The organism is Staphylococcus haemolyticus (assembly GCF_006094395.1).
In the GTDB taxonomy this organism is placed as follows: Bacteria; Bacillota; Bacilli; order Staphylococcales; family Staphylococcaceae; genus Staphylococcus; species Staphylococcus haemolyticus.
Genome location: NZ_CP035291.1, coordinates 1,967,551 through 1,989,543, shown reverse-complemented (window position 1 = coordinate 1,989,543; position 21,993 = coordinate 1,967,551). Strand labels below are relative to the sequence as shown.

Genomic DNA, 21,993 nt, shown 5'->3' with positions numbered 1-21,993 from the left:
GTATACGAAATATCTACAGTCGCTAAAATTTTTCATCAAGTAGGAGGAAAAGAGAGTTATGACAACTGAAACTTTAAACATTTCTGAGGAACAACTTGTTGATTATTCTAAAGCGCACAATGAACCTTCTTGGATGACTGAGTTACGTCAAAAAGCGTTGAAATTAACAGAAACTTTAGAAATGCCAAAACCAGATAAAACTAAATTAAGAAAATGGGACTTTGATTCATTTAAACAACATGAAGTTAAAGGTCAATCTTTCAGTAATTTATCAGAGCTTCCAGAAGCTATTAAAAAAATTATAGACGTTGAAAACACTAAAAATTTAGTTGTTCAACATAATAATGCTTTAGCTTATACTCAAGTATCAGATCAAGCACAAAAAAATGGTGTGATAATTGAAGGATTATCAGAAGCTTTAATTAATCACGGGGAGTTAGTTCAAAAATATTTAATGACAGATGCAGTGAGTGTTGATGAACATCGTTTAACTGCATTGCATACAGCTTTAATTAATGGTGGCGTGTTTGTTTATGTGCCTAAAAATGTAGTTGTTGAAGATCCAATTCAATATGTTGTGTTACATGATGATGATAATGCTAGTTTCTTTAACCACGTGATCATTGTTACTGAGGAAAGCGCTGAAGTAACGTATGTTGAGAACTATTTATCAACTGCAAGTGGTGAAGGTAACCAATTAAATATTGTTTCAGAAGTTATTGCCGGTGCTAATTCAAATATCACTTATGGCTCAGTTGACTATTTAGATAAAGGATTTACTGGTCATATCATTCGTCGTGGTACTACTGCAGCAGATGCATCAATTAATTGGGCATTAGGTCTAATGAATGAAGGTAGTCAAATCATTGATAATACAACTAATTTAATTGGTGACCGTTCAACAAGTGAACTTAAATCAGTTGTTGTCGGTACTGGTGACCAAAAAATCAACTTAACATCTAAAATTGTTCAATACGGTAAAGAAACTAATGGTTACATTTTAAAACACGGCGTTATGCGTGAAAATGCATCATCTGTATTTAATGGTATTGGATATATTAAACATGGCGGTACGAAATCTATCGCTAACCAAGAGTCACGTGTCTTAATGCTTTCTGAGAATGCGAGAGGCGATGCGAATCCAATCTTATTAATTGATGAAGATGATGTAGAAGCAGGACACGCAGCGTCTGTTGGCCGAGTTGACCCTGAGCAACTTTACTACTTAATGAGTCGTGGTATTTCTCAAAAAGAAGCTGAACGATTAGTAATTCATGGTTTCTTAGATCCTGTAGTACGTGAATTACCAATTGAAGACGTTAAACGTCAATTAAGAGAAGTAATTGAACTTAAAGTAAATAAATAAACATATAAATCTAAAAGAGATTTTTAATATTAGAAAGGTCGTGAAAAAAGTGGCCGAAACTTCATTAAATGTTGAGGAAATCATCAAAGATTTTCCAATATTAGATCAAAAAGTTAATGGAAAAAGATTAGCATACCTTGATTCTACAGCTACCAGTCAAACACCTGTTCAAGTGTTGAACGTATTGGATGATTATTATAAACGTTATAATTCAAATGTACACCGTGGTGTTCATACACTTGGTTCACTTGCTACTGACGGATACGAAGGTGCTCGTGAGACTGTAAGACGTTTCATTAACGCTAAATACTTTGAAGAAGTCATCTTTACTAGAGGAACAACTGCAGCAATTAATATTGTTGCGCGCAGTTACGGAGATGCCAATGTTGAAGAAGGCGACGAAATTGTTGTTACTGAAATGGAGCACCATGCCAATATTGTTCCATGGCAACAATTAGCTAAACGTAAAAATGCCTCATTAAAATTCATTCCTATGACAGATGAGGGTGAATTAAGACTTGAGGATGTTAAAGCGACAATAAATGATAATACTAAAATTGTAGCGATTGCACATGTATCTAATGTGTTAGGTACAATTAATGATATCAAAGAAATCGCTAAAGTTGCTCATGAGCATGGTGCAATTATTAGTGTCGATGGTGCACAATCAGCACCTCACATGAAAATAGATGTTCAAGATTTAGACGCTGATTTCTTCAGTTTCAGTGGTCATAAAATGTTAGGACCTACTGGCATCGGTGTGTTATATGGTAAACGTGATTTATTAAAAGAAATGGAACCAGCTGAATTTGGTGGAGATATGATTGACTTTGTAAGTAAATATGACGCTACATGGGCAGATTTACCTACTAAATTTGAAGCTGGTACACCTATTATCGCTCAAGCAATTGGATTAGGTGAAGCCATTCGCTACATTGAGAAATTAGGCTTTGATGCTATTCATGAACATGAAAAAGCATTAACAGAATACGCCTATGAACAAATGTCATCTATTGAAGGACTTGAAATTTATGGTCCTCCAAAAGAACGTCGTGCCGGTGTTATCACATTTAATTTGGCTGATATCCACCCACATGATGTTGCTACAGCAGTAGATACAGAAGGTGTTGCTGTAAGAGCTGGACACCATTGTGCACAACCGTTAATGAAATGGTTGAATGTATCATCTACTGCACGTGCAAGCTTCTATGTATACAATACTAAAGAAGATGTAGACCAACTTGTTGAAGCATTGAAACAAACGAAGGAGTTTTTCTCTTATGAATTTTAATAATTTAGATCAACTTTATCGATCTGTAATTATGGATCATTATAAGAATCCTAGAAATAAAGGCGTTTTGGACAATGGCTCAATGACTGTAGACATGAACAATCCTACTTGCGGTGACCGCATTAGATTAACGTTTGATATTGAAAACGGCATTATTAATGATGCTAAATTCGAAGGAGAAGGTTGTTCTATTTCGATGTCTAGTGCATCTATGATGACTGAAGCGGTAAAAGGTCATTCTCTAGGTGAAGCAATGCAAATGAGTCAAGAATTTACTAAGATGATGCTTGGTGAAGACTATGAAATCACTGAAGAAATGGGAGATATTGAAGCACTACAAGGTGTATCTCAATTCCCAGCACGCATCAAGTGTGCAACATTAGCCTGGAAAGCACTTGAAAAAGGAACAGTTGAAAAGGAAGGTAAAGCAGAAGGTACGACAGAAGAGTAAACTTTAGTCGTATGTGAAACTTTATAGTGATGATAGATAGCAATTTCTAAAGTCCAACTTTAACTTTTTACACTTTTGACTTTTTATGAAGGTTGCATATTGTTACAATGGCAATAGACAATAATGAATATTAAAAATCTCACGCACGTCGTTTTAAATATATTTAAGGAGTGATTGAAATGGCTAAAAAAGCACCTGATGTTGGAGATTATAAATATGGTTTCCACGATGAGGATGTTTCCATTTTCAGATCAGAACGTGGTTTAACAGAAAATATCGTTAGAGAAATTTCAAAAATGAAGGAAGAGCCTGAATGGATGCTCGACTTCAGATTAAAAGCTTTAAAATTATTCTACAAAATGCCAATGCCTCAATGGGGTGGCGATTTATCAGAATTAAACTTTGATGACATCACATACTACGTTAAACCTTCAGAGCATACTCAACGTTCATGGGACGAGGTGCCTGAAGAAATTAAACGTACATTTGATAAATTAGGTATTCCAGAAGCTGAACAAAAATATTTAGCAGGTGTTTCTGCTCAATATGAATCAGAAGTTGTATATCATAATATGGAAAAAGAATTAGAAGAAAAAGGTATCATCTTTAAAGATACTGATAGTGCTTTACGTGAAAACGAAGAACTATTTAAAGAATACTTTGCTTCTGTTGTTCCAGCAGCTGATAACAAATTCGCAGCATTAAACTCAGCAGTATGGTCAGGTGGTTCATTCATCTATGTACCTAAGAATGTTAAATTAGATACACCATTACAAGCATACTTCCGTATTAACTCAGAGAACATGGGTCAATTCGAACGTACATTAATTATTGCTGATGAAGGTGCTTCAGTAAACTACGTTGAAGGTTGTACTGCACCTGTTTATACAACAAGTTCATTACACTCAGCAGTAGTTGAAATCATCGTTCATAAAGATGCACACGTACGTTATACTACAATTCAAAACTGGGCTAACAACGTTTATAACTTAGTTACAAAACGTACGTTTGTTCATGAGAATGGTAACATGGAATGGGTTGACGGTAACTTAGGTTCTAAGTTAACGATGAAATATCCAAACTGTGTTCTTTTAGGTGAAGGTGCGAAAGGTAGTACATTATCTATCGCCTTTGCTGGTAAAGGTCAAGTACAAGATGCTGGTGCTAAAATGATTCATAAAGCACCAAACACATCTTCAACAATCGTATCTAAATCTATTTCTAAAAATGGTGGTAAAGTTATTTATCGTGGTATCGTTCACTTCGGACGTAAAGCGAAAGGTGCACGTTCTAATATTGAATGTGATACTTTAATTTTAGATAACGAATCTACTTCAGATACTATTCCTTATAATGAAGTATTCAATGACAATATTTCATTAGAACATGAAGCGAAAGTTTCTAAAGTATCAGAAGAACAATTATTCTACTTAATGAGCCGTGGTATTTCAGAAGAAGAAGCGACAGAAATGATCGTTATGGGCTTCATTGAACCATTCACTAAAGAATTACCAATGGAATACGCAGTAGAAATGAACCGCTTAATCAAATTTGAAATGGAAGGTAGTATCGGTTAATTTTAACTCATACTATTAACTTTTTCTTAATAACAATCACAAGTACCAAAGTGTTCTAACTAAGTGAATGCTTTGGTGCTTTTTTATATCTCAAAATAGTTAACACTTATTTATATTAATTATTTATTTTTATTATGATATATTTATATATAATATTAAAAAAAGTAATTGATTTATCAAAATACATGTTTTGAGAGGACTCTACAATGTTTGACTTTTATGCGAATTGGTATTCTTTGATTATCATTATTGAATATCTTGCTATATTTTTAGGTTCAATTGGCTTAATCTTTATAGCAATGATCAGTCTAAGGCAGATTCAAAAGAAAAAGAAGATTTGGTATTTAGGAATATTTTTATTTTATTCATCATTACTTGAATTGCTAATACATTTTACAGGAGAAGATATCCATACTTACAACTTGGTTTTTGTCGCAACACTTCTTCCGTTCCTATTGATGTGTTATTTATCGAGTCATTATTTGGTAAAACGGCCATTCAAAACAAAAATAGAATTTGTGAAAACTGGACACGGTAAAACTAACAAAGTTACCAAGCAAGAAATGAAAGATATGAAAGACGAATTGCAATCGGCTAATATAATTGCATGGTCAGGTTCAATTGGAGCTGCTTTTCTAATAGTTGCTTGGTCAACTAAAGTAAGATTTATACATAGTAAGGAATGGATGATGGCGCAAGAATTGACCAAAACTACTGATAATTTGTTAGGGTTTGGAGGCTTTATGTTTTTAATCTCAGCGTTTTTAATTGTCATTTATTTCATTGTTGACGTAGTGTTATGGAATAAAAGAGGCAAATTTCCCGGTCTAGTATTTCGACCAATGATTTTGTGTTTATGGCAATTTTTATTTTTGATTTCGATTTAAAAATTAATAATTAGATAAGTATCAAATTTAGAAACTTTCCTAATTTTAAATATCTTTTTGAAATACATAAATATGTGATGTCTGCATAATTAAATAATTATCTTTTTAACAAGTGCACTATTGTAAAATCATCATTTTATAAGCAAGGCTAACTTTACATAAGTTCAGTCCTTGCTTTTATTTTTTCAAAAATTAGCAAAGTTTACTGAAAATGGGAGTAGGGAATACTTTGAATAATTATTTAAGTGAAATAAGCATAGTAATTACCCTAAAATAAAGAAAAGGTGATTTTAAATGTGGTATAACAATCAACTAACGCAATCTTTAAATATTCAATATCCTATTATTCAAGCAGGTATGGCTGGTAGTACAACTGCGGAACTTGTTGCAACTGTAAGTAATAAAGGTGGTTTAGGCTGTATTGGAGCGGGCTACTTTACTACAAAAAAGTTAGAGCAAGAAATTCAAAAAGTGCAAGGATTAACATCACAACCATTTGGTGTGAATTTGTTTGTACCAAGTCATCAATCATACACTAATGAACAAGTCGAACATATGAATGCTTGGCTGAAACCCTATCGTAAGGCATTAAATCTTGAAGAGCCAGTAGTCAATATTTCTGAAGAACAACAATTTAAAAGTGCAATTCAAACTGTGATTAAATATAGAGTACCAGTATGTTGTTTCACCTTTGGTATCCCGTCAAAAGAAATCATTGAACAATTAAAAGGTGCTAAAATTACTTTAATTGGTACAGCTACTACTGTAGATGAGGCAATTGCAAATGAGCATGCAGGTATGGATATTGTAGTTGCTCAAGGCAGTGAAGCAGGTGGACATAGGGGGTCATTTTTAACAACCAACAATCAGCGTGAACCGCTCATAGGAACAATGAGTTTAATACCACAGATAGTTGATCATGTATCGATACCAGTTGTTGCTGCAGGTGGTGTTATGGATGGTCGTGGTATATTAGCTAGTCAGATACTAGGTGCACAAGGTGTACAAATGGGAACCGCTTTCTTAACTACTGAAGAAAGTGGCGCAAATCAATTAGTTAAACAAGCAGTGCTTCATAGTAAAGAGACTGATACAATAGTCACTGACGTATTTAGTGGTAAATCAGCACGCGGTATCAACAATGAATTTGTAGAGACGATGAAACAATACGAAGGGAACATACCGCCATATCCTGTACAAAATCAACTAACTAATTCTATTAGAAAGACAGCCGCTTCCACAGGGCATCGTGAATGGACGCATATGTGGAGTGGTCAATCGCCACGTTTAGCTACGTCACAACATGTCAATCAATTGATGGATCGACTTGTTGAACAAGTAAAAACATTATTAACGGTTGTTCGATGATTTTTAGAAAAATAGAGTGTGCATGAGAATGCAACATTTCCGAAAATAATAAGATAATGTAAAGATGATATAGAACAAGTGATATCATAAAATTGAATATGGTATCATATAGCTGGTGATAAAAATGATAAATATAGGTCTTACTGGATGGGGAGATCACGATTCTTTATATGAGGATTTAGAACGACAATCAGATAAGTTGCAAACATACGCTAGTCACTTTCCAATCGTTGAACTTGATGCATCTTACTACGCCATCCAACCTGAAAGAAATATCATGAAATGGATTAAAGAAACACCTGATCGTTTTGAATTTATAGTGAAGATTCATCAAGCACTTACACTACATGCAGATTATAAAGATTACGCAGAAACAAGAAGTGAATTATTCGAGCAATTCAAACAAATGCTACAACCACTTATAGATCATCACAAACTAGCTATGGTCTTAGTTCAATTTCCACCTTGGTTTGATTGTACGGCACAAAATATCAAATATATCTTGTATGTTCGTCAACAATTGGATGATGTACCGATTTGTGTCGAGTTTCGACATCAATCATGGTTTAACGATCAATTTAAGGAACAAACGCTGTCATTTTTAACTGAGCACCACATTATCCATTCAGTAGTAGATGAGCCACAAGTGCGCGAAGGCTCAATACCACTAGTTAATCGTATTACTACTGAGACGGCTTTTGTACGCTATCATGGAAGAAATAGACAAGGCTGGACCAAAAAAGACATGACCGACCAAGAGTGGCGTGATGTGAGATACTTATATAACTACAACAAAGAAGAGCTTACCGATTTAGCTAATAAAGTTAGAATTATAGAACAAAAAGCTAAAAAGGTTTATGTCGTATTTAATAATAACTCGGGTGGGCATGCTGCTCAAAACGCTAAAACATATCAGGATATGTTAGATATTGAATACACAGGTTTAGCTCCGCAACAATTAAAATTATTCTAAGAGGCGAAATATAATGTTAGTGACAATTATTTTATTAGTGCTTATCGGCCTTTTCTCTGCTATTTTAGGGTCATTAGTAGGTATTGGTGGTGGGATCATTATTGTTCCAACACTGGTATACTTGGGCGTTACACACGATGTTTTACATGGTATTACACCACAAATAGCGATAGGAACATCATCGGTGATTCTAATCGTCACAGGCTTATCTTCATCCTTAGGCTACTTAAAGACGAAGCAGGTAGATATTAAAAATGGTTCTATCTTCTTGTTTGGATTATTACCAGGTTCATTGTTAGGTTCGTTTTTAAGTAGATATCTTACTTTAGAGTCTTTCAATTTATACTTCGGTATTTTTATGATTATTGTTTCAATTATTTTAATGGTGAGACATAAAATCAAACCGTTTAAGATTTTTGATAAAGAGAAATATCGTAAAACGTATGTTGATTCTGAAGGAAAGACATATCACTATAGCGTACCACCTTTATTTGCATTTGTTGCGACACTGTTCATTGGTATTTTAACAGGTCTATTCGGAATTGGTGGTGGCGCATTAATGACACCACTAATGTTAATTGTTTTCAGATTTCCACCACACGTTGCAGTTGGTACAAGCATGATGATGATTTTCTTTTCAAGTGTTATGAGTTCTATAGGTCACATTTTACAAGGACATGTTGCATGGTCATATTCTATAATTCTTATTATTTCAAGTTATATCGGCGCCCAAATTGGAGTACGTGTTAACCACTCGATTAAATCTGAAACTGTTGTAACGCTATTACGTACGGTTATGTTGATAATGGGTGTATACTTAATTATTAAATCTTTTCTTTAAATAAATATAGGGGGAATTTAAGTGAAGTTAACCATTTTTCACACGAACGATATTCATAGTCATTTAAACGAATATGCACGTATAACATCTTATATGGCAGAACATAGACCCAAACTTCAACATCCCTCACTCTATTTAGATATAGGCGACCATGTGGATTTATCAGCACCAGTGACTCAAGCAACGATAGGTCGCAAGAATATCGACTTGCTTAATGAGGCTCAGTGTGATATTGCGACGATAGGTAATAATGAAGGTATGACCATCTCTCATGAAGCATTAAATAATTTATATAATAATGCGACATTTAACGTCATTTGTACAAATGTTATCGATGAAGAAGGGAAGTTACCTCATAACATAGCCTCATCATGTATTAAAGAAATTGAAGGCGTACGTATTTTATTTGTAGCGGCAACAGCACCTTTCACACCATTTTACAGAGCTCTTGATTGGATTGTAACGGATCCTTTAGAAGCGATTAAAGATGAAATCGCTAATCAACAGGGTAATTATGATGTACTTATTGTGATGAGTCATGTAGGCATCTTTTTTGATGAAAAGTTATGCCAAGAGATTCCTGAAATTGATGTGATTTTTGGGAGTCATACACACCATCATTTTGATGAGGGTGAAATGAATAATGGCGTACTTATGGCAGCTGCTGGTAAATATGGTTATTATTTAGGTGAAGTTAATTTAACTATTGAAAATAAAAAGGTTGTTAGTAAAGAAGCGATTATTTATCCGGTTGAAACATTACCTATGGTTGAAACAGATTATGAGTCAGAAGGAAAGGCATTGATGAGTGAACCGGTGATTGATTATCCTATCAACTTAAATAGTAAAACAGATGTCATTACTAAAACGACTTATTTATTAGCTGAAAGTGTATTTGAATTTACTAATACAGATTGTACTATCATAAATGCTGGTTTAATTGTAAAAGGAATTGAAGCGGATAGACTAACGGAATATGATATTCATAAAATGTTGCCACATCCAATTAATCTAGTGCGCGTACGTTTGACAGGTAGTGAATTGAAAAAAGTAATTGAAAAAAGTCAGAAGCAAGAATATATGCATGAACATGCTCAAGGACTAGGTTTTAGAGGAGATATATTTGGAGGCTATATTTTATATAATTGCGGTTTTATCCAGTCAGAAAATAGATTCTTTGTTAATGGTGAAGCGGTAGTTGATGATAAAATATACACTTTAGGAACAGTTGATATGTATACGTTTGGTAGATATTTCCCTATATTGAAAGGGAAGTCAATTGATTATATTATGCCTCAGTTCCTTAGAGATATCTTTAAAGATAAGTTATTGAGACTGCAATAGAATAACACAAATAAATTATGTATAGAATAGAATTAAATTCAAGGTTGAAATTTGTGGTTTATTACGTTTTAATTTAATGTAAATTTCGTTATAATAGGAAAAGATATATTATACAGGAGGGTATACGTGGTTATGGCTACTAAAAATGAAGAAATCTTACGTAAACCAGATTGGTTGAAAATTAAGCTTAACACGAACGAAAACTATATTGGCCTCAAGAAGATGATGCGTGAAAAGAACTTACACACTGTTTGCGAAGAAGCAAAGTGTCCAAATATACATGAATGTTGGGGTGCTAGACGTACTGCTACATTTATGATTTTAGGTGCAGTATGTACAAGAGCATGTCGTTTCTGTGCAGTTAAAACTGGATTACCTAATGAACTAGACTTAAATGAACCAGAACGTGTTGCAGAATCAGTTGAGTTAATGAATTTAAAACACGTTGTTATCACTGCAGTTGCACGTGATGACTTAAGAGATGCAGGTTCTAACGTATATGCTGAAACAGTACGTAAAGTACGTGAACGTAATCCATTCACTACAATTGAAATCTTACCATCAGACATGGGTGGTGACTATGAAGCACTTGAAACATTAATGGCTTCTAAACCTGATATCTTAAACCATAATATCGAAACAGTACGTCGTTTAACACCAAGAGTTCGTGCACGTGCAACATATGAAAGAACATTAGAGTTCTTACGTCGTTCTAAAGAATTGCAACCAGATATTCCTACTAAATCAAGCTTAATGGTTGGTTTAGGAGAAACGATTGAAGAGATTTATGAAACAATGGATGATCTTCGTGCAAATGATGTAGACATTTTAACAATTGGTCAATATTTACAACCATCACGTAAGCATTTAAAAGTTGAAAAATACTATACACCATTAGAATTTGGTAAATTAAGAAAAGTAGCTATGGACAAAGGTTTCAAACACTGTGAAGCTGGCCCAATGGTACGTAGTTCTTATCATGCCGACGAACAAGTAAATGAAGCGGCTAAAGAAAAACACCGTTTAGGTGAAGAAAAATTACAACAAAATTAATTTGAACAATTAAACGGTTTAGATTAAGTTTTTAGAGACTTAGGTTGCACATTTTAAATTGAATTGTGTAATCTAAGTTTTTATTATACGAGTTAAAGGTGACAAATTATGATTAAGATAGGTCAACAATATTTTGAAATCATTGAAGAATATAGATCATGCTTTGATGAAGAATTATTTGCATCGAGATATTCAGATATATTAGATAAGTATGATTTTATTGTAGGGGATTTTGGATATGATCAATTACGATTAAAAGGTTTCTATAAGGATACGAATAAAAAAGCTGAAATCTCGAAACGTTTTTCGAGTATTCAAGATTATATATTAGAATATTGCAATTTCGGTTGTCCTTATTTTGTTTTACGTCATTTATCTAACAAAGAGGTACAACAATTAAATCATGATGAAGAGGATGTTATTTTGTCTGATTCTGAAGATAAATTGCATGATGTTAAAATTAAACCTACCATTCAGGAAGTTAAGCACCAAGATGAGTAACTATAGAATTAATAAAATGAGCTGTGAAGAAATCTAAGAGAAGAGATTTTTTCACAGCTTTTAAAATAGTAATTATTGAATGACTTGATTAAGATATTCAATGATTTCATCACTTTCTTCTTGACTCACACCTAGAATATGCGCGATATATCCTTCTTCTTCAATATCATCTGTCCCGATAATACCGAATTTGTTTGTTTGCATATTTAGCACAAGTGTCTTACCGTAATGACGATCTGTTTGAACGAGCATTAAATCATAACGGCTATGTTCACCTACAAAGCCTACAAACTGTACTTGGCTTTGTTCTTCATCATCATATAAGTACATATCTATCATAAGAGTAGAACTCCTTTTATCTTGTATTTTTAATTAAGTATAACGACAAATGAAGACCTATGCAAAACTGTGATATGATAGACATATTAAGAGGTGAAGGATATGTATTTTGTAGATAAAGATCAGCTTATTTTAAAATTAACTTACTTAAATCAATTAATTAAAGATTATGAATCGAATAAAGGAAATCATTATGCATTTGAACGTATCGCACAAATGTTAATTGAATCATCTGTGGATATAGGTAATATGATTATTGATGGTTTTATCTTGAGGGATCCAGGAAATTATAAAGATGTCATCGATATTCTTGAACTAGAAGGTGTTATTTCGAAATCTACTCAACGATATGTTAATGAAACAGTTGACATTAGAAAGCAGTTCGCACACCATTATACAGAACTTGATAATAGTAAGATTCAGCCATTATTTGACGAGGCTTTGCCTTATTATGAACAGTTTATTCAAGAGGTAACTCAGTTCCTTGAGAAAGAGAATGTTCCAGTTACCGCTTTTGGAAAAGGAGATAACAAGTAATGAAAAATTATAAAGGATATTTAATTGACTTAGATGGAACTATGTATATAGGTACAGATGAAATCGATGGTGCAGCACAATTTATTGACTACTTAAACAATCATCAAATCCCGCATTTATATGTTACAAACAACTCTACAAAGACGCCTGAAGAGGTAACGCAAAAATTAAAAGAAATGAATATTGATGCGAAGCCTGAGGAAGTTGTAACGTCTGCCTTAGCAACAGCAAATTATATTGCAGATGAGAAAAGTGATGCTACGGTATACATGCTTGGCGGCAGTGGCTTACGCACAGCTTTAACTGAAGCTGGATTAACTGTAAAAGATGATGAAAACGTTGATTATGTTGCGATTGGTTTAGATGAAAACGTTACTTACGAAAAATTAGCTGTGGCAACGCTTGCAGTACGTAAGGGTGCAAGATTTATTTCAACGAACCCTGATGTATCGATTCCTAAAGAACGTGGTTTCTTACCAGGTAATGGTGCGATTACAAGTGTAGTTAGTGTATCTACAGGTCAAGCACCACAATTTATTGGTAAACCGGAGCCAGTCATTATGGATATTGCTTTAGACATCTTGAAATTAGATAAATCAGACGTAGCAATGGTTGGCGATTTGTATGATACCGATATCATGTCTGGTATTAATGTTGGTGTTGACACAATTCATGTACAAACTGGTGTAACGACTTATGAAGAACTAAAAGAAAAAGACCAACAACCTACATATTCATTTAAAGACTTAAATGTAGCAATTTCAGAATTAGAAAGAAATGCCCAAAAATAAAAGAGGGGTGGCATGACATGGTTAAAATTCTAGTCACACGTCAAATTCCAGATCGTTTCATAGAGCAATTGGAACAGTTCGGCGACGTTAAAATGTGGAAAGAAGCATTTGAACCTATGCCTAGAGAGCAATTTTTGAAAGAATTAGAAGATGTTGATGCATGTTTCATCACATTAAGTGAAAAGATTGATGCCACATGTCTCGAACACGCTAAACATGTAAAGGTAATAGCAAATATGGCGGTTGGTTTTGACAACATTGATGTTAAGTTAGCTCAAGAAAAAGGTATAGTCGTTACTAATACACCTCAAGTACTTACAGAAACGACAGCCGAATTAGGGTTTACGTTAATGTTAACTGTGGCACGACGTATTGTTGAAGCGGAAAAATATGTACAAGATGGTGAATGGAAAAGCTGGGGACCATACTTATTATCTGGTAAGGATGTTCATGGTTCAACTGTAGGTATTTATGGTATGGGTGATATTGGAAAGAGTTTTGCACGTCGACTTCAAGGATTTAATACAACTATCTTGTATCATAATCGTTCAAGACATGAAGATGCAGAATCAGAACTTAATGCAAGTTATGTATCCTTTGATACATTATTAGAAGACAGTGATTTTGTCGTATGTACTGCGCCATTGACACCTGAAACAGAGAATAAGTTTAATAAAGATGCGTTTTCAAAAATGAAAAACGATGCAATCTTCATTAATATCGGCCGTGGTGCAATTGTAGACGAGGATGCTCTAATTGATGCATTGAACAATCATGAAATTGGTGGATGTGGTTTAGACGTCTTACGTGAGGAACCTAGTAAACTTGATCACCCTCTCTTAAAAATGGAGAAAGCAGTCATATTACCGCATATAGGTAGTGCTTCTGTGGCAACTAGAGATCGAATGATTCAATTATGTGTTGATAACATTGCTGCGATATTAAAAGGAGAAAAACCGTTGACTCCGATTACTAATAAATAAATTTTAAAGAACTTCTAACGTTTAGGTAAAGATTTAACCATGAACGATAGAGGTTCTTTTATTATAACTAACAGTTTTGTTATACCGTATGTAATTGTTAAGCTAACTATTTGGTACTAATATAATTATTGTCATTTGAATTCATCATTGCCACTAATGCAGTGTTGTTGATAGTAACATTAACGCATAAAATCTTATTAATTTTTTAAGTGTTAATTTAGCATCATTAGCACAATAGTTTGAAGTGGGAAAATTAATTTGCCTTAAAATCAAATTTTAATTATAATAAGATGAATATATAATATATAAAAATTATATTTAATGAATTTTGTTTTGTTTTCGTGAATTCGGTTTTAACTCAGGAGTAGGACGAATACTTCACTCCGATATTTGAAATGATAGTGAGGTGCAATAGTGCATTGAAAGAGAAAAATCATAAGATGATGAAATATTATGAGAAAGCTAAACCTTATTTATTAACACTTTTATATTTAGCGATATTTATTGCGCTGTACCTAATTTATGGTTCCGGCGATACACATAATAATTTCATTTATAATGAATTTTAATAAGGAGTCTAATTATGACAGATATCATAAATTTAATAAATGACTTCGGTCAAAGTGATCCTGAACGTGTAGCAGTTAGACATAAAGATGAAGAATTAACATATCAACAATTAATGGATGAATCTAGTAAATTAGCGCATCTATTACAAGATAATCATAAGCCGTTAATCGTTTATGGACATATGTCACCTTACATGTTAGTGGGAATGATAGGTGCTATCAAAGCAGGTTGTGGCTATGTACCTATTGACACTTCAGTACCAAGTGAACGTGTGAATATGATTATAAATAAAGTACAACCGGACATTATATTTAACACAACAGATACACAATTAAATTATTCCAATATACAAGAACTTACAATTCAAAGTATCCAAGGTTCTGATAATCCAACACTATTTGACAGTCAAATGGGATTAACGGATGTTGTATATACTATTTTTACATCTGGTTCAACAGGTGAGCCTAAAGGTGTTCAGATCGAATATGCAAATTTAATAGAATTTGCAGAATGGATGGTATCGCTTAATGAATCAGAAGGTTCACAAGAGTGGTTAAATCAAGCACCATTCTCGTTCGATTTATCAGTCATGGCAATTTATCCTTGTTTAACATCAGGTGGCACACTTAATTTAGTAGATAAAGAAATGATCAATAAACCTAAATTACTCAATGAAATGTTAGTTAATACACCAATCAATGCATGGGTATCTACACCATCATTTATGGAAATGTGCTTGCTATTACCTAACCTTAACGAATTAAGTTACACAAGCTTGAATCATTTCTTCTTCTGTGGAGAAATCTTACCTCATAGAACTGCGAAAGCACTTTTAGATAGATATCCAAGTGCAGTGGTTTATAACACGTATGGACCTACGGAAGCGACAGTAGCTGTTACAGGTATTAAATTGACACCTGAAATTATTGAAGCTTATAACCCGCTACCTGTTGGTGTTTCAAGACCTAACACATCATTGTTTACAACAGACGAAGGTGAACTTGTTATTAAAGGTAATAGTGTTAGTCTTGGGTATTTAGATAACAAAGAAAAAACCGATGCGGTATTTAACTTTGAAGATGGACTTCGTATATATCATACGGGTGATAAAGCCATCGAGAAAGATGGACAATGGTTCATTCAAGGAAGAATTGATTTCCAAATTAAACTTAACGGTTACCGAATGGAATTGGAAGAAATTGAAACGCAACTTAGACAATCAGAGTTTGTTAGAGAAACTGTTGTCGTTCCAGTATATAAAAATAATAAAGTAATACATTTAATCGGTGCTGTCGTTCCGACTGAAGAAGTTAAAGATGATTTAGAAATGACAAGACAAATTAAATCTGAACTAAAATCTCGCTTACCTGAATATATGATTCCGAGAAAATTTGTTTGGATGAAACAGTTACCATTAACGTCAAACGGAAAGCTTGATCGTAAACAAGTCGCAGAGGATATTAACGCATGATTCCATATGGCACGTTTACCTTCTTCTTAGTTGCATTTATAGTACTTTTACCAGTCATCATACTCGGATTTTTAGGTAAGCGAAGCTATATTTATAACGGTTTAAGTACTGTAATTATGATTGTCATCATCTTTTCATCAGATAAACATAATTTATTCGGTAATAAATATTTAAGTATTCAACTCATCAGTTTTGTAATTTATCTCATATGGCAAGTGTTATTAATTATGGGTTATTATAAATCAAGACAGAAGAGTAATACATTTAGCAAATTTGTCATTGTAATGATTTTATCCATTTTGCCATTAGCGATTGTTAAAGTATTACAAAGCTCATGGCTAGGTGGTCAACAAATTCATTTCCATGAACACAAGCTTATAGAATTTGTAGGTTTCCTAGGTATTTCTTATGTAACGTTTAAAAGTGTGCAATTAATTATGGAGATTCGAGATGGATCTATTAAAGAGATCAAAGTTGGGAAATTATTCCAATTCATTTCTTTCTTCCCAACGGTGTCTTCAGGGCCAATTGATCGCTATAAACGTTTTGTTAAAGACGATAAAAAGGTTCCTACAAGTGAACAATATAGGGAAATGGTTGCCAAAGCGATACACATGATTATGCTTGGATTTTTATACAAGTATATTATCGCTTATTTAATCAATGTTTATGTAATTCATCCATTATTAATGAATCTAGATGGATTTACTCATAAATGGCTATATATGTATGCTTATAGTTTCTATTTATTCTTTGATTTTGCAGGATACAGCTTATTTGCTGTAGCAGTAAGTTATTTATACGGTATTAATACACCGCCTAACTTCAAGCAACCTTTCAAAGCCAAAAATATAAAAGACTTCTGGAATAGATGGCATATGTCATTATCGTTCTGGTTTAGAGATTGTATTTATATGCGTACATTATTCTATATGTCACGTAAAAAAACATTTAAAAGTCAATTTGCGATGTCTAATTTCGCATTCTTCTTAAACTTCTTTATCATGGGTGTGTGGCATGGTTTAGAGTTATTCTATATCGTTTATGGTATTTACCATGGACTGATGTTTATTGGTTATGGATACTATGAACGTTGGAGAAAGAAACATCCACCACGTTGGCAAAATGGTTTTACTACAGCGTTGAGTATTATCATTACTTTCCATTTTGTAGCATTTGGATTTTTAATCTTTTCAGGAAAATTAATTTAAAAGGAGTCATAAATTATGGAATTTAAAGAACAAGTATTAGATTTATTAGCTGATGTGGCAGAAAATGATGTTGTAAAAGAGAATCCTGATGTTGAAATCTTCGAAGAGGGTATCATCGATTCATTCCAAACGGTAGGTTTATTACTTGAGATTCAAAACAGATTAGGCATTGAAGTATCTATCATGGATTTCGATCGTGATGAGTGGGCAACTCCAAACAAAATTGTTGAAGCATTAGAAGAATTACGATGAAATTAAAACCATTTTTACCAATTATTATTAGCGGCATTTTATTTCTAGCCTTCGTATTAATGCCTGCTAGCTGGTTTACTGGATTAGTTACAAACAAGGCTGTCGCTAATAATAGAATATCTTTAACAGATCAAGTTCTTAAAGGTACGCTCATTCAAAATAAACTATTTAGTAGTGATAAATATTATCCAATATATGGGTCAAGTGAACTGAATAAATTAGATCCATTTAACCCTGCACTTGCTCTAAATCATAGAAAACATACTAAACCAATTTTTCTAATTGGTACGGGTGGTAATACAGATTTAATCAATGCAATTGAATTAGCTGGTCAATATGATCAACTAAAAGGGAAAAAGATGACATTTATTATTTCACCACAATGGTTTAGTACGCATGGTGTTAATGATCGTGATTTTGCAGCACGTACAACACCAAATCAAATTAATCAGTTATTTCAACAAAAAGATATGCCTTCAGAATTAAAAGAGAGATATGCCAAACGCTTATTACAATTTAAAAGTGCGTCGAATAAAGAATTCTTGAAAGACGTCGTAAATAATCACGGTAAAGTAGATGGTAACTATGTTTCTCGCTTTAAAGAGAATCAGTTATTAAAAATTGAAGCGATTAAAACTTACTTCTCATTAGATAAGTCGCCATTATCACATGTGAAACCTGTGACTGAGCCAAATGTATCATGGCAGGAAATGCAAGATAAAGCTGTGACATTAGGTGAGAAACGCTCATCATCAAATAATTATGGAATACGTAATGAATATTGGGAAAAACTTATGCATAAAAAGCCAATGAATCATCGTAAATATGAGTTTAAAATGAACTCTCCAGAATTTAATGATTTATCATTGTTAGTGGATACAATGCATAATGCAGGTGCAAACGTACAATACGTTATTTTACCGGTGAATGGTAAATGGTATGATCACTTAGGTATTGAACGCTCAACAAGAGAACCAGTCTATAAGAAAATACATCAAACTGTAGTAGCACATGGTGGTAAGGTGTATGATATGTCAGATAAAGATTATGAGAAATATGTTCTTAGTGATGTCGTTCACGTAGGTTGGAAAGGTTGGGCTCACATGAACCAACATATTGTTCAACATATGAATGGTGACAAAAACCCGCATAACAAAGATCATAATAAACAACATGAACACCAATAATTAACAAAAGCACCAACGCGCAGAGTTTAAGAACTCTGCGCGTTGGTGCTTTATTGAATATATATATTATATTTCAGACGCTTAGAATACTTGTTCAACTTCAATAACGCCTGGAACTTCTTCGTGTAACGCACGTTCAATGCCGGCTTTTAATGTGATTGTTGAGCTAGGACAAGTACCACAAGCTCCGTGTAATTGTAATTTCACAATACCATCTTCTACATCTACTAATGTACAGTCTCCACCATCACGTAATAAAAATGGACGTAAACGTTCAATGACTTCAGCTACTTGATCAAACATCGTTGCATTCTCAGTAGGCATGAGATATGTCTCCTTTCAAGTAAATTACTTCATAAATTCATTATTAATTTATTATAATAGATAAAGAAAGAAAAATCTATAAAACAAAACGGGGGATTTGAGTATGACTAAAGTAAGCGTGGTAGTATATGGCGCTGATGTCGTATGTGCAAGTTGCGTCAATGCACCAACATCTATTAATACATTTGAATGGATTAAACCTTTATTAGAAAGAAAGTATCCAGACATTCAATTTAAATACACATACATTGATTTTCAAAATCAAACAGATAATCTAAGTGATCATGACCAACAGTATATTGAACAAATTGAGGAAGATGAATTATTTTATCCTTTAATTACAATGAATGATGAGTATGTAGCAGATGGTTATATTCAAACAAAGCAAATTACAAACTTTGTAGATAAACATTTTGCAAATTAATTTAAAGTATAATTCTTGAGAAAAAGAGGTCGGGGTAGGATAGGATTCATCATGAATTCTATCCTACCCCTTATTTTATTATTAACCATTATGATATTTATATAACCATAGGACGCCCGATTTAAGTATATGAGCAAGACGTCCGGTAACTGTACGGTCCATAATATAGGCAAAGCCTTTTTTCTCGCCAAGAGAACCAAGGAAACCTTGTACTTTTAATTCAGGCATTTTATCTGGTAATGGTTCATTATTCCATTGTTTCTTAAGTACATTAGCGATTTGATCACCTTGAACTTCAGCTAATTGTGCACTTGGTGCATGAGGTAAATCAGCACAATCTCCGACTATAAATACATTAAGATATGTTGGCACTTGATGATATTGATTGATGATGACACGTCCACTTCGATTGATATCAATCGGTAAATGTCTTACAACTTCAACAGGTTGAATTCCAGCAGTCCAGACAACTAAATCAACATTTTCTGGTGTACCACTATTATAAATTTTTCCTGGTTCCACTTTATCAATTAAAGAATTAGGCACTACTTTAACATTGTTTTCACGGAACCATTTAGCGATATAATTGCTTAATTTTTCAGGAAAATTCCTTAAAATTCGCTCACCACGGTCATAAAGTATGACTTCTAAATCTTCACGACTTTCACGAAGCTCACTTGCTAACTCTATGCCGCTTAAGCCAGCACCAACAATACCTACACTAGCGCCACTAGGTAATTCACTAATACTATGAAATGTTTCGCGTGCCTTGGAGAGTGTTTGAATACTATGCGTGTATTCCTCAGCACCAGGAACATTATGATATTTATCTTCACAACCTAAGCCAATAACTAATTCATCATAATCTACTTTTGTATTACCAACAGATACGATTTGAGCATCTAAATCAATATCATTAATTTCCCCATAAATAGTATTAACGCGTTCTGAATCAGGAAAGTTCATACGAACATCACTATCAGACTTAGTACCCGCAGCTAAAGCATAAAATTCTGGTTTCAAGCCATGGAATGGCATACGATCAATTAACGTTAAAGTATAATTTTCTGGTAATGCATCAGGTAAGATACGCGACATGATACGCATATTACCATAGCCGCCACCAAGTAATACTAAATTTTTCATCTGTTATACCCCTTTATAAAAATTTGTTATTCCGAAATGATTTTGACTAATACCCTTTGAATTAAGCAAACTTTAGTAAATTATTTAAACTTTTATTTAAAAATTTCAAACAATCAAAGTAGTTTATCCACCACATTTATTGCCCCTAACAATAAAGTGTATGATATATGTATATGGTTATTATATCTTTTTTTCAAAATGACTACAATGAAATGTGTGGTAACGAAACTAAGCTAAAGATATAGGTGTGTATTGTTGTTCCAAATAATATAAAAATGATGAGCGAGGACAATGCAGGCCAAATCAAGATTTGTTATAATAATATAATTAAAAAAATGAAGAAGAAGGTGAAGTATGTTTCCATTAGTCGAATTTTGCATTTCAAATATGGCAAAAGGCGGAGACTACGTTTACGATAAGCTTGAGAATGATCCTGATGTGGATGTATTAGAATACGGATGTTTAAATAATTGTGGCGTATGTTCATGTGGGTTGTATGCATTGGTAGATGGTGATACTGTTGAAGGTGATACACCAGATGAGTTATTAAATAATATTTATAAACATATAGAAGAGAATGACTTTACTAACTTATTATAGGAGGAATGGTTTATGTCAACTGTAACATTAACTGAAGCGGCAGCTTATGAAGTAAAAGATATGTTGAAAAGTAATGACATGGCAGATGGATATTTAAAGATTAAAGTAAACGGTGGTGGCTGTACAGGTCTGACATATGGTATGTCAGCTGAAGAACAACCAGGAGAAAATGATGAAGTACTTGAATTTTATGGATTAAAAGTATTAGTAGACAAATATGATGTGCCTGTATTAAATGGTACGACAATTGATTTCAAACAATCTTTAATGGGTGGAGGATTCCAAATTGAAAACCCTAACGCAATCGCTTCATGTGGTTGTGGTAGTTCATTTAGAACTGCTAAAGTAGCTGGAAATCCGGAAGAATGCTAATATAATTGCAAGTAATTTATCACTAAGAGTAATACTTTAAGACAGTAATTTTCAGGATAATATGATTATTTTAATAATAGTCTTGTTGTTGCTTGAAAATGAACTATAAAAACTATAGAATTGAAGATGGATTG

Annotated in this window: 25 protein-coding genes; 22 read left to right on the top strand and 3 right to left on the bottom strand. The window is 33.3% G+C overall.

Annotated features, from left to right (window positions below):
• Positions 1-58 precede the first annotated feature (58 nt).
• The 11 genes from sufD to EQ029_RS09515 all read left to right on the top strand — a co-directional run bounded on the left by sufD (position 59) and on the right by EQ029_RS09515 (position 11,652).
• The gene (sufD, locus tag EQ029_RS09565; protein ID WP_011276303.1) at positions 59-1,366 is read left to right on the top strand and encodes a Fe-S cluster assembly protein SufD; all 1,308 of its coding nucleotides are present in this window, start codon (positions 59-61) and stop codon (positions 1,364-1,366) included.
• A gap of 40 nt (positions 1,367-1,406) precedes the next feature.
• Positions 1,407-2,657: a cysteine desulfurase gene (locus tag EQ029_RS09560; protein ID WP_172458783.1), complete on the top strand. Its 1,251-nt coding sequence runs from the start codon at positions 1,407-1,409 to the stop codon at positions 2,655-2,657.
• Positions 2,647-3,108: a Fe-S cluster assembly sulfur transfer protein SufU gene (gene sufU / locus EQ029_RS09555; RefSeq protein ID WP_011276301.1), complete on the top strand. Its 462-nt coding sequence runs from the start codon at positions 2,647-2,649 to the stop codon at positions 3,106-3,108. Before EQ029_RS09560 ends, sufU begins: the two co-directional genes overlap by 11 nt.
• A gap of 179 nt (positions 3,109-3,287) precedes the next feature.
• Positions 3,288-4,685, top strand: a complete 1,398-nt coding sequence (gene sufB, locus EQ029_RS09550; protein ID WP_011276300.1) for a Fe-S cluster assembly protein SufB — start codon at positions 3,288-3,290, stop codon at positions 4,683-4,685.
• A gap of 206 nt (positions 4,686-4,891) precedes the next feature.
• Positions 4,892-5,572: a hypothetical protein gene (locus EQ029_RS09545; RefSeq protein ID WP_011276299.1), complete on the top strand. Its 681-nt coding sequence runs from the start codon at positions 4,892-4,894 to the stop codon at positions 5,570-5,572.
• A gap of 294 nt (positions 5,573-5,866) precedes the next feature.
• Positions 5,867-6,940 carry an NAD(P)H-dependent flavin oxidoreductase gene (locus tag EQ029_RS09540; protein WP_011276298.1) on the top strand — a complete coding sequence of 358 codons (1,074 nt, stop codon included), beginning with the start codon at positions 5,867-5,869 and terminating at the stop codon, positions 6,938-6,940.
• Positions 6,941-7,064: 124 nt separating this feature from the next.
• On the top strand, positions 7,065-7,913 hold the full coding sequence (locus EQ029_RS09535) for a DUF72 domain-containing protein (RefSeq protein ID WP_011276297.1): 849 nt from the start codon (positions 7,065-7,067) through the stop codon (positions 7,911-7,913).
• Positions 7,914-7,926: 13 nt separating this feature from the next.
• Entirely contained in the window at positions 7,927-8,754 is an 828-nt protein-coding gene (locus EQ029_RS09530) for a sulfite exporter TauE/SafE family protein (protein WP_011276296.1), read from the top strand.
• A gap of 21 nt (positions 8,755-8,775) precedes the next feature.
• Positions 8,776-10,098, top strand: coding sequence for a bifunctional metallophosphatase/5'-nucleotidase (locus EQ029_RS09525; RefSeq protein ID WP_011276295.1), 1,323 nt, complete (start codon positions 8,776-8,778; stop codon positions 10,096-10,098).
• A 132-nt stretch (positions 10,099-10,230) separates the two neighbouring features.
• Positions 10,231-11,151, top strand: coding sequence for a lipoyl synthase (gene lipA, locus EQ029_RS09520; protein ID WP_029376689.1), 921 nt, complete (start codon positions 10,231-10,233; stop codon positions 11,149-11,151).
• A gap of 108 nt (positions 11,152-11,259) precedes the next feature.
• On the top strand, positions 11,260-11,652 hold the full coding sequence (locus EQ029_RS09515; RefSeq protein ID WP_011276293.1) for a YutD family protein: 393 nt from the start codon (positions 11,260-11,262) through the stop codon (positions 11,650-11,652).
• 72 nt (positions 11,653-11,724) lie between these two features.
• Here the strand turns inward: EQ029_RS09515 and EQ029_RS09510 are convergent, their stop codons facing one another.
• Positions 11,725-11,991, bottom strand: a complete 267-nt coding sequence (locus EQ029_RS09510; protein WP_037548938.1) for a DUF3055 domain-containing protein — start codon at positions 11,989-11,991, stop codon at positions 11,725-11,727.
• A 102-nt stretch (positions 11,992-12,093) separates the two neighbouring features.
• Between EQ029_RS09510 and EQ029_RS09505 the strand changes: the two genes are divergently transcribed.
• The 8 genes from EQ029_RS09505 to dltD all read left to right on the top strand — a co-directional run bounded on the left by EQ029_RS09505 (position 12,094) and on the right by dltD (position 18,993).
• Complete coding sequence (locus EQ029_RS09505) at positions 12,094-12,528, top strand: DUF86 domain-containing protein (RefSeq protein WP_037559183.1); 435 nt, start codon at positions 12,094-12,096, stop codon at positions 12,526-12,528.
• On the top strand, positions 12,528-13,319 hold the full coding sequence (locus tag EQ029_RS09500; protein ID WP_037559179.1) for a TIGR01457 family HAD-type hydrolase: 792 nt from the start codon (positions 12,528-12,530) through the stop codon (positions 13,317-13,319). The genes EQ029_RS09505 and EQ029_RS09500 overlap by 1 nt, the downstream gene beginning before the upstream one ends.
• 17 nt (positions 13,320-13,336) lie before the next feature.
• Positions 13,337-14,302: a 2-hydroxyacid dehydrogenase gene (locus EQ029_RS09495; protein ID WP_053030970.1), complete on the top strand. Its 966-nt coding sequence runs from the start codon at positions 13,337-13,339 to the stop codon at positions 14,300-14,302.
• Positions 14,303-14,742: 440 nt separating this feature from the next.
• A complete protein-coding gene (locus tag EQ029_RS09490; protein WP_103262005.1) occupies positions 14,743-14,871 on the top strand; it encodes a teichoic acid D-Ala incorporation-associated protein DltX in 129 nt (42 codons plus the stop codon).
• Between the two features lie 14 nt (positions 14,872-14,885).
• Complete coding sequence (dltA, locus tag EQ029_RS09485; protein ID WP_057504910.1) at positions 14,886-16,343, top strand: D-alanine--poly(phosphoribitol) ligase subunit DltA; 1,458 nt, start codon at positions 14,886-14,888, stop codon at positions 16,341-16,343.
• Entirely contained in the window at positions 16,340-17,554 is a 1,215-nt protein-coding gene (dltB, locus tag EQ029_RS09480; RefSeq protein ID WP_037559168.1) for a D-alanyl-lipoteichoic acid biosynthesis protein DltB, read from the top strand. Before dltA ends, dltB begins: the two co-directional genes overlap by 4 nt.
• Before the next feature lie 15 nt (positions 17,555-17,569).
• A complete protein-coding gene (gene dltC / locus EQ029_RS09475) occupies positions 17,570-17,806 on the top strand; it encodes a D-alanine--poly(phosphoribitol) ligase subunit 2 (protein WP_011276285.1) in 237 nt (78 codons plus the stop codon).
• Positions 17,803-18,993 carry a D-alanyl-lipoteichoic acid biosynthesis protein DltD gene (gene dltD / locus EQ029_RS09470; RefSeq protein WP_037559165.1) on the top strand — a complete coding sequence of 397 codons (1,191 nt, stop codon included), beginning with the start codon at positions 17,803-17,805 and terminating at the stop codon, positions 18,991-18,993. Before dltC ends, dltD begins: the two co-directional genes overlap by 4 nt.
• 81 nt (positions 18,994-19,074) lie before the next feature.
• Here the strand turns inward: dltD and EQ029_RS09465 are convergent, their stop codons facing one another.
• Positions 19,075-19,317 carry a NifU family protein gene (locus tag EQ029_RS09465; RefSeq protein ID WP_002433501.1) on the bottom strand — a complete coding sequence of 81 codons (243 nt, stop codon included), beginning with the start codon at positions 19,315-19,317 and terminating at the stop codon, positions 19,075-19,077.
• Positions 19,318-19,420: 103 nt separating this feature from the next.
• Here EQ029_RS09465 and EQ029_RS09460 point away from each other — a divergent pair, with 103 nt between their 5' ends.
• A complete protein-coding gene (locus EQ029_RS09460) occupies positions 19,421-19,741 on the top strand; it encodes a YuzD family protein (protein ID WP_037548965.1) in 321 nt (106 codons plus the stop codon).
• Between the two features lie 81 nt (positions 19,742-19,822).
• Here the strand turns inward: EQ029_RS09460 and EQ029_RS09455 are convergent, their stop codons facing one another.
• The gene (locus EQ029_RS09455; protein ID WP_037559160.1) at positions 19,823-20,887 is read right to left on the bottom strand and encodes an NAD(P)/FAD-dependent oxidoreductase; all 1,065 of its coding nucleotides are present in this window, start codon (positions 20,885-20,887) and stop codon (positions 19,823-19,825) included.
• 354 nt (positions 20,888-21,241) lie between these two features.
• Between EQ029_RS09455 and EQ029_RS09450 the strand changes: the two genes are divergently transcribed.
• Together EQ029_RS09450 and EQ029_RS09445 are read left to right on the top strand one after the other, a co-directional pair.
• Complete coding sequence (locus EQ029_RS09450; RefSeq protein ID WP_037538976.1) at positions 21,242-21,487, top strand: YuzB family protein; 246 nt, start codon at positions 21,242-21,244, stop codon at positions 21,485-21,487.
• A 12-nt stretch (positions 21,488-21,499) separates the two neighbouring features.
• On the top strand, positions 21,500-21,859 hold the full coding sequence (locus tag EQ029_RS09445) for a HesB/IscA family protein (protein ID WP_037559158.1): 360 nt from the start codon (positions 21,500-21,502) through the stop codon (positions 21,857-21,859).
• Positions 21,860-21,993 lie beyond the last annotated feature (134 nt).

Coding starts and splice junctions, on each gene's coding strand:
- EQ029_RS09455 (WP_037559160.1), bottom strand. CDS start 20,887: ATGAAAAATTTAGTATTACTTGGTGGCGGCTATGGTAATATGCGTATC.
- sufB (WP_011276300.1), top strand. CDS start 3,288: ATGGCTAAAAAAGCACCTGATGTTGGAGATTATAAATATGGTTTCCAC.
- EQ029_RS09465 (WP_002433501.1), bottom strand. CDS start 19,317: ATGCCTACTGAGAATGCAACGATGTTTGATCAAGTAGCTGAAGTCATT.
- EQ029_RS09515 (WP_011276293.1), top strand. CDS start 11,260: ATGATTAAGATAGGTCAACAATATTTTGAAATCATTGAAGAATATAGA.
- dltA (WP_057504910.1), top strand. CDS start 14,886: ATGACAGATATCATAAATTTAATAAATGACTTCGGTCAAAGTGATCCT.
- sufD (WP_011276303.1), top strand. CDS start 59: ATGACAACTGAAACTTTAAACATTTCTGAGGAACAACTTGTTGATTAT.
- lipA (WP_029376689.1), top strand. CDS start 10,231: ATGGCTACTAAAAATGAAGAAATCTTACGTAAACCAGATTGGTTGAAA.
- dltD (WP_037559165.1), top strand. CDS start 17,803: ATGAAATTAAAACCATTTTTACCAATTATTATTAGCGGCATTTTATTT.
- EQ029_RS09545 (WP_011276299.1), top strand. CDS start 4,892: ATGTTTGACTTTTATGCGAATTGGTATTCTTTGATTATCATTATTGAA.
- EQ029_RS09450 (WP_037538976.1), top strand. CDS start 21,242: ATGTTTCCATTAGTCGAATTTTGCATTTCAAATATGGCAAAAGGCGGA.
- EQ029_RS09535 (WP_011276297.1), top strand. CDS start 7,065: ATGATAAATATAGGTCTTACTGGATGGGGAGATCACGATTCTTTATAT.
- EQ029_RS09500 (WP_037559179.1), top strand. CDS start 12,528: ATGAAAAATTATAAAGGATATTTAATTGACTTAGATGGAACTATGTAT.
- EQ029_RS09505 (WP_037559183.1), top strand. CDS start 12,094: ATGTATTTTGTAGATAAAGATCAGCTTATTTTAAAATTAACTTACTTA.
- dltC (WP_011276285.1), top strand. CDS start 17,570: ATGGAATTTAAAGAACAAGTATTAGATTTATTAGCTGATGTGGCAGAA.
- dltB (WP_037559168.1), top strand. CDS start 16,340: ATGATTCCATATGGCACGTTTACCTTCTTCTTAGTTGCATTTATAGTA.
- EQ029_RS09445 (WP_037559158.1), top strand. CDS start 21,500: ATGTCAACTGTAACATTAACTGAAGCGGCAGCTTATGAAGTAAAAGAT.
- EQ029_RS09510 (WP_037548938.1), bottom strand. CDS start 11,991: ATGATAGATATGTACTTATATGATGATGAAGAACAAAGCCAAGTACAG.
- EQ029_RS09540 (WP_011276298.1), top strand. CDS start 5,867: ATGTGGTATAACAATCAACTAACGCAATCTTTAAATATTCAATATCCT.
- EQ029_RS09530 (WP_011276296.1), top strand. CDS start 7,927: ATGTTAGTGACAATTATTTTATTAGTGCTTATCGGCCTTTTCTCTGCT.
- EQ029_RS09495 (WP_053030970.1), top strand. CDS start 13,337: ATGGTTAAAATTCTAGTCACACGTCAAATTCCAGATCGTTTCATAGAG.
- EQ029_RS09490 (WP_103262005.1), top strand. CDS start 14,743: ATGATGAAATATTATGAGAAAGCTAAACCTTATTTATTAACACTTTTA.
- EQ029_RS09460 (WP_037548965.1), top strand. CDS start 19,421: ATGACTAAAGTAAGCGTGGTAGTATATGGCGCTGATGTCGTATGTGCA.
- sufU (WP_011276301.1), top strand. CDS start 2,647: ATGAATTTTAATAATTTAGATCAACTTTATCGATCTGTAATTATGGAT.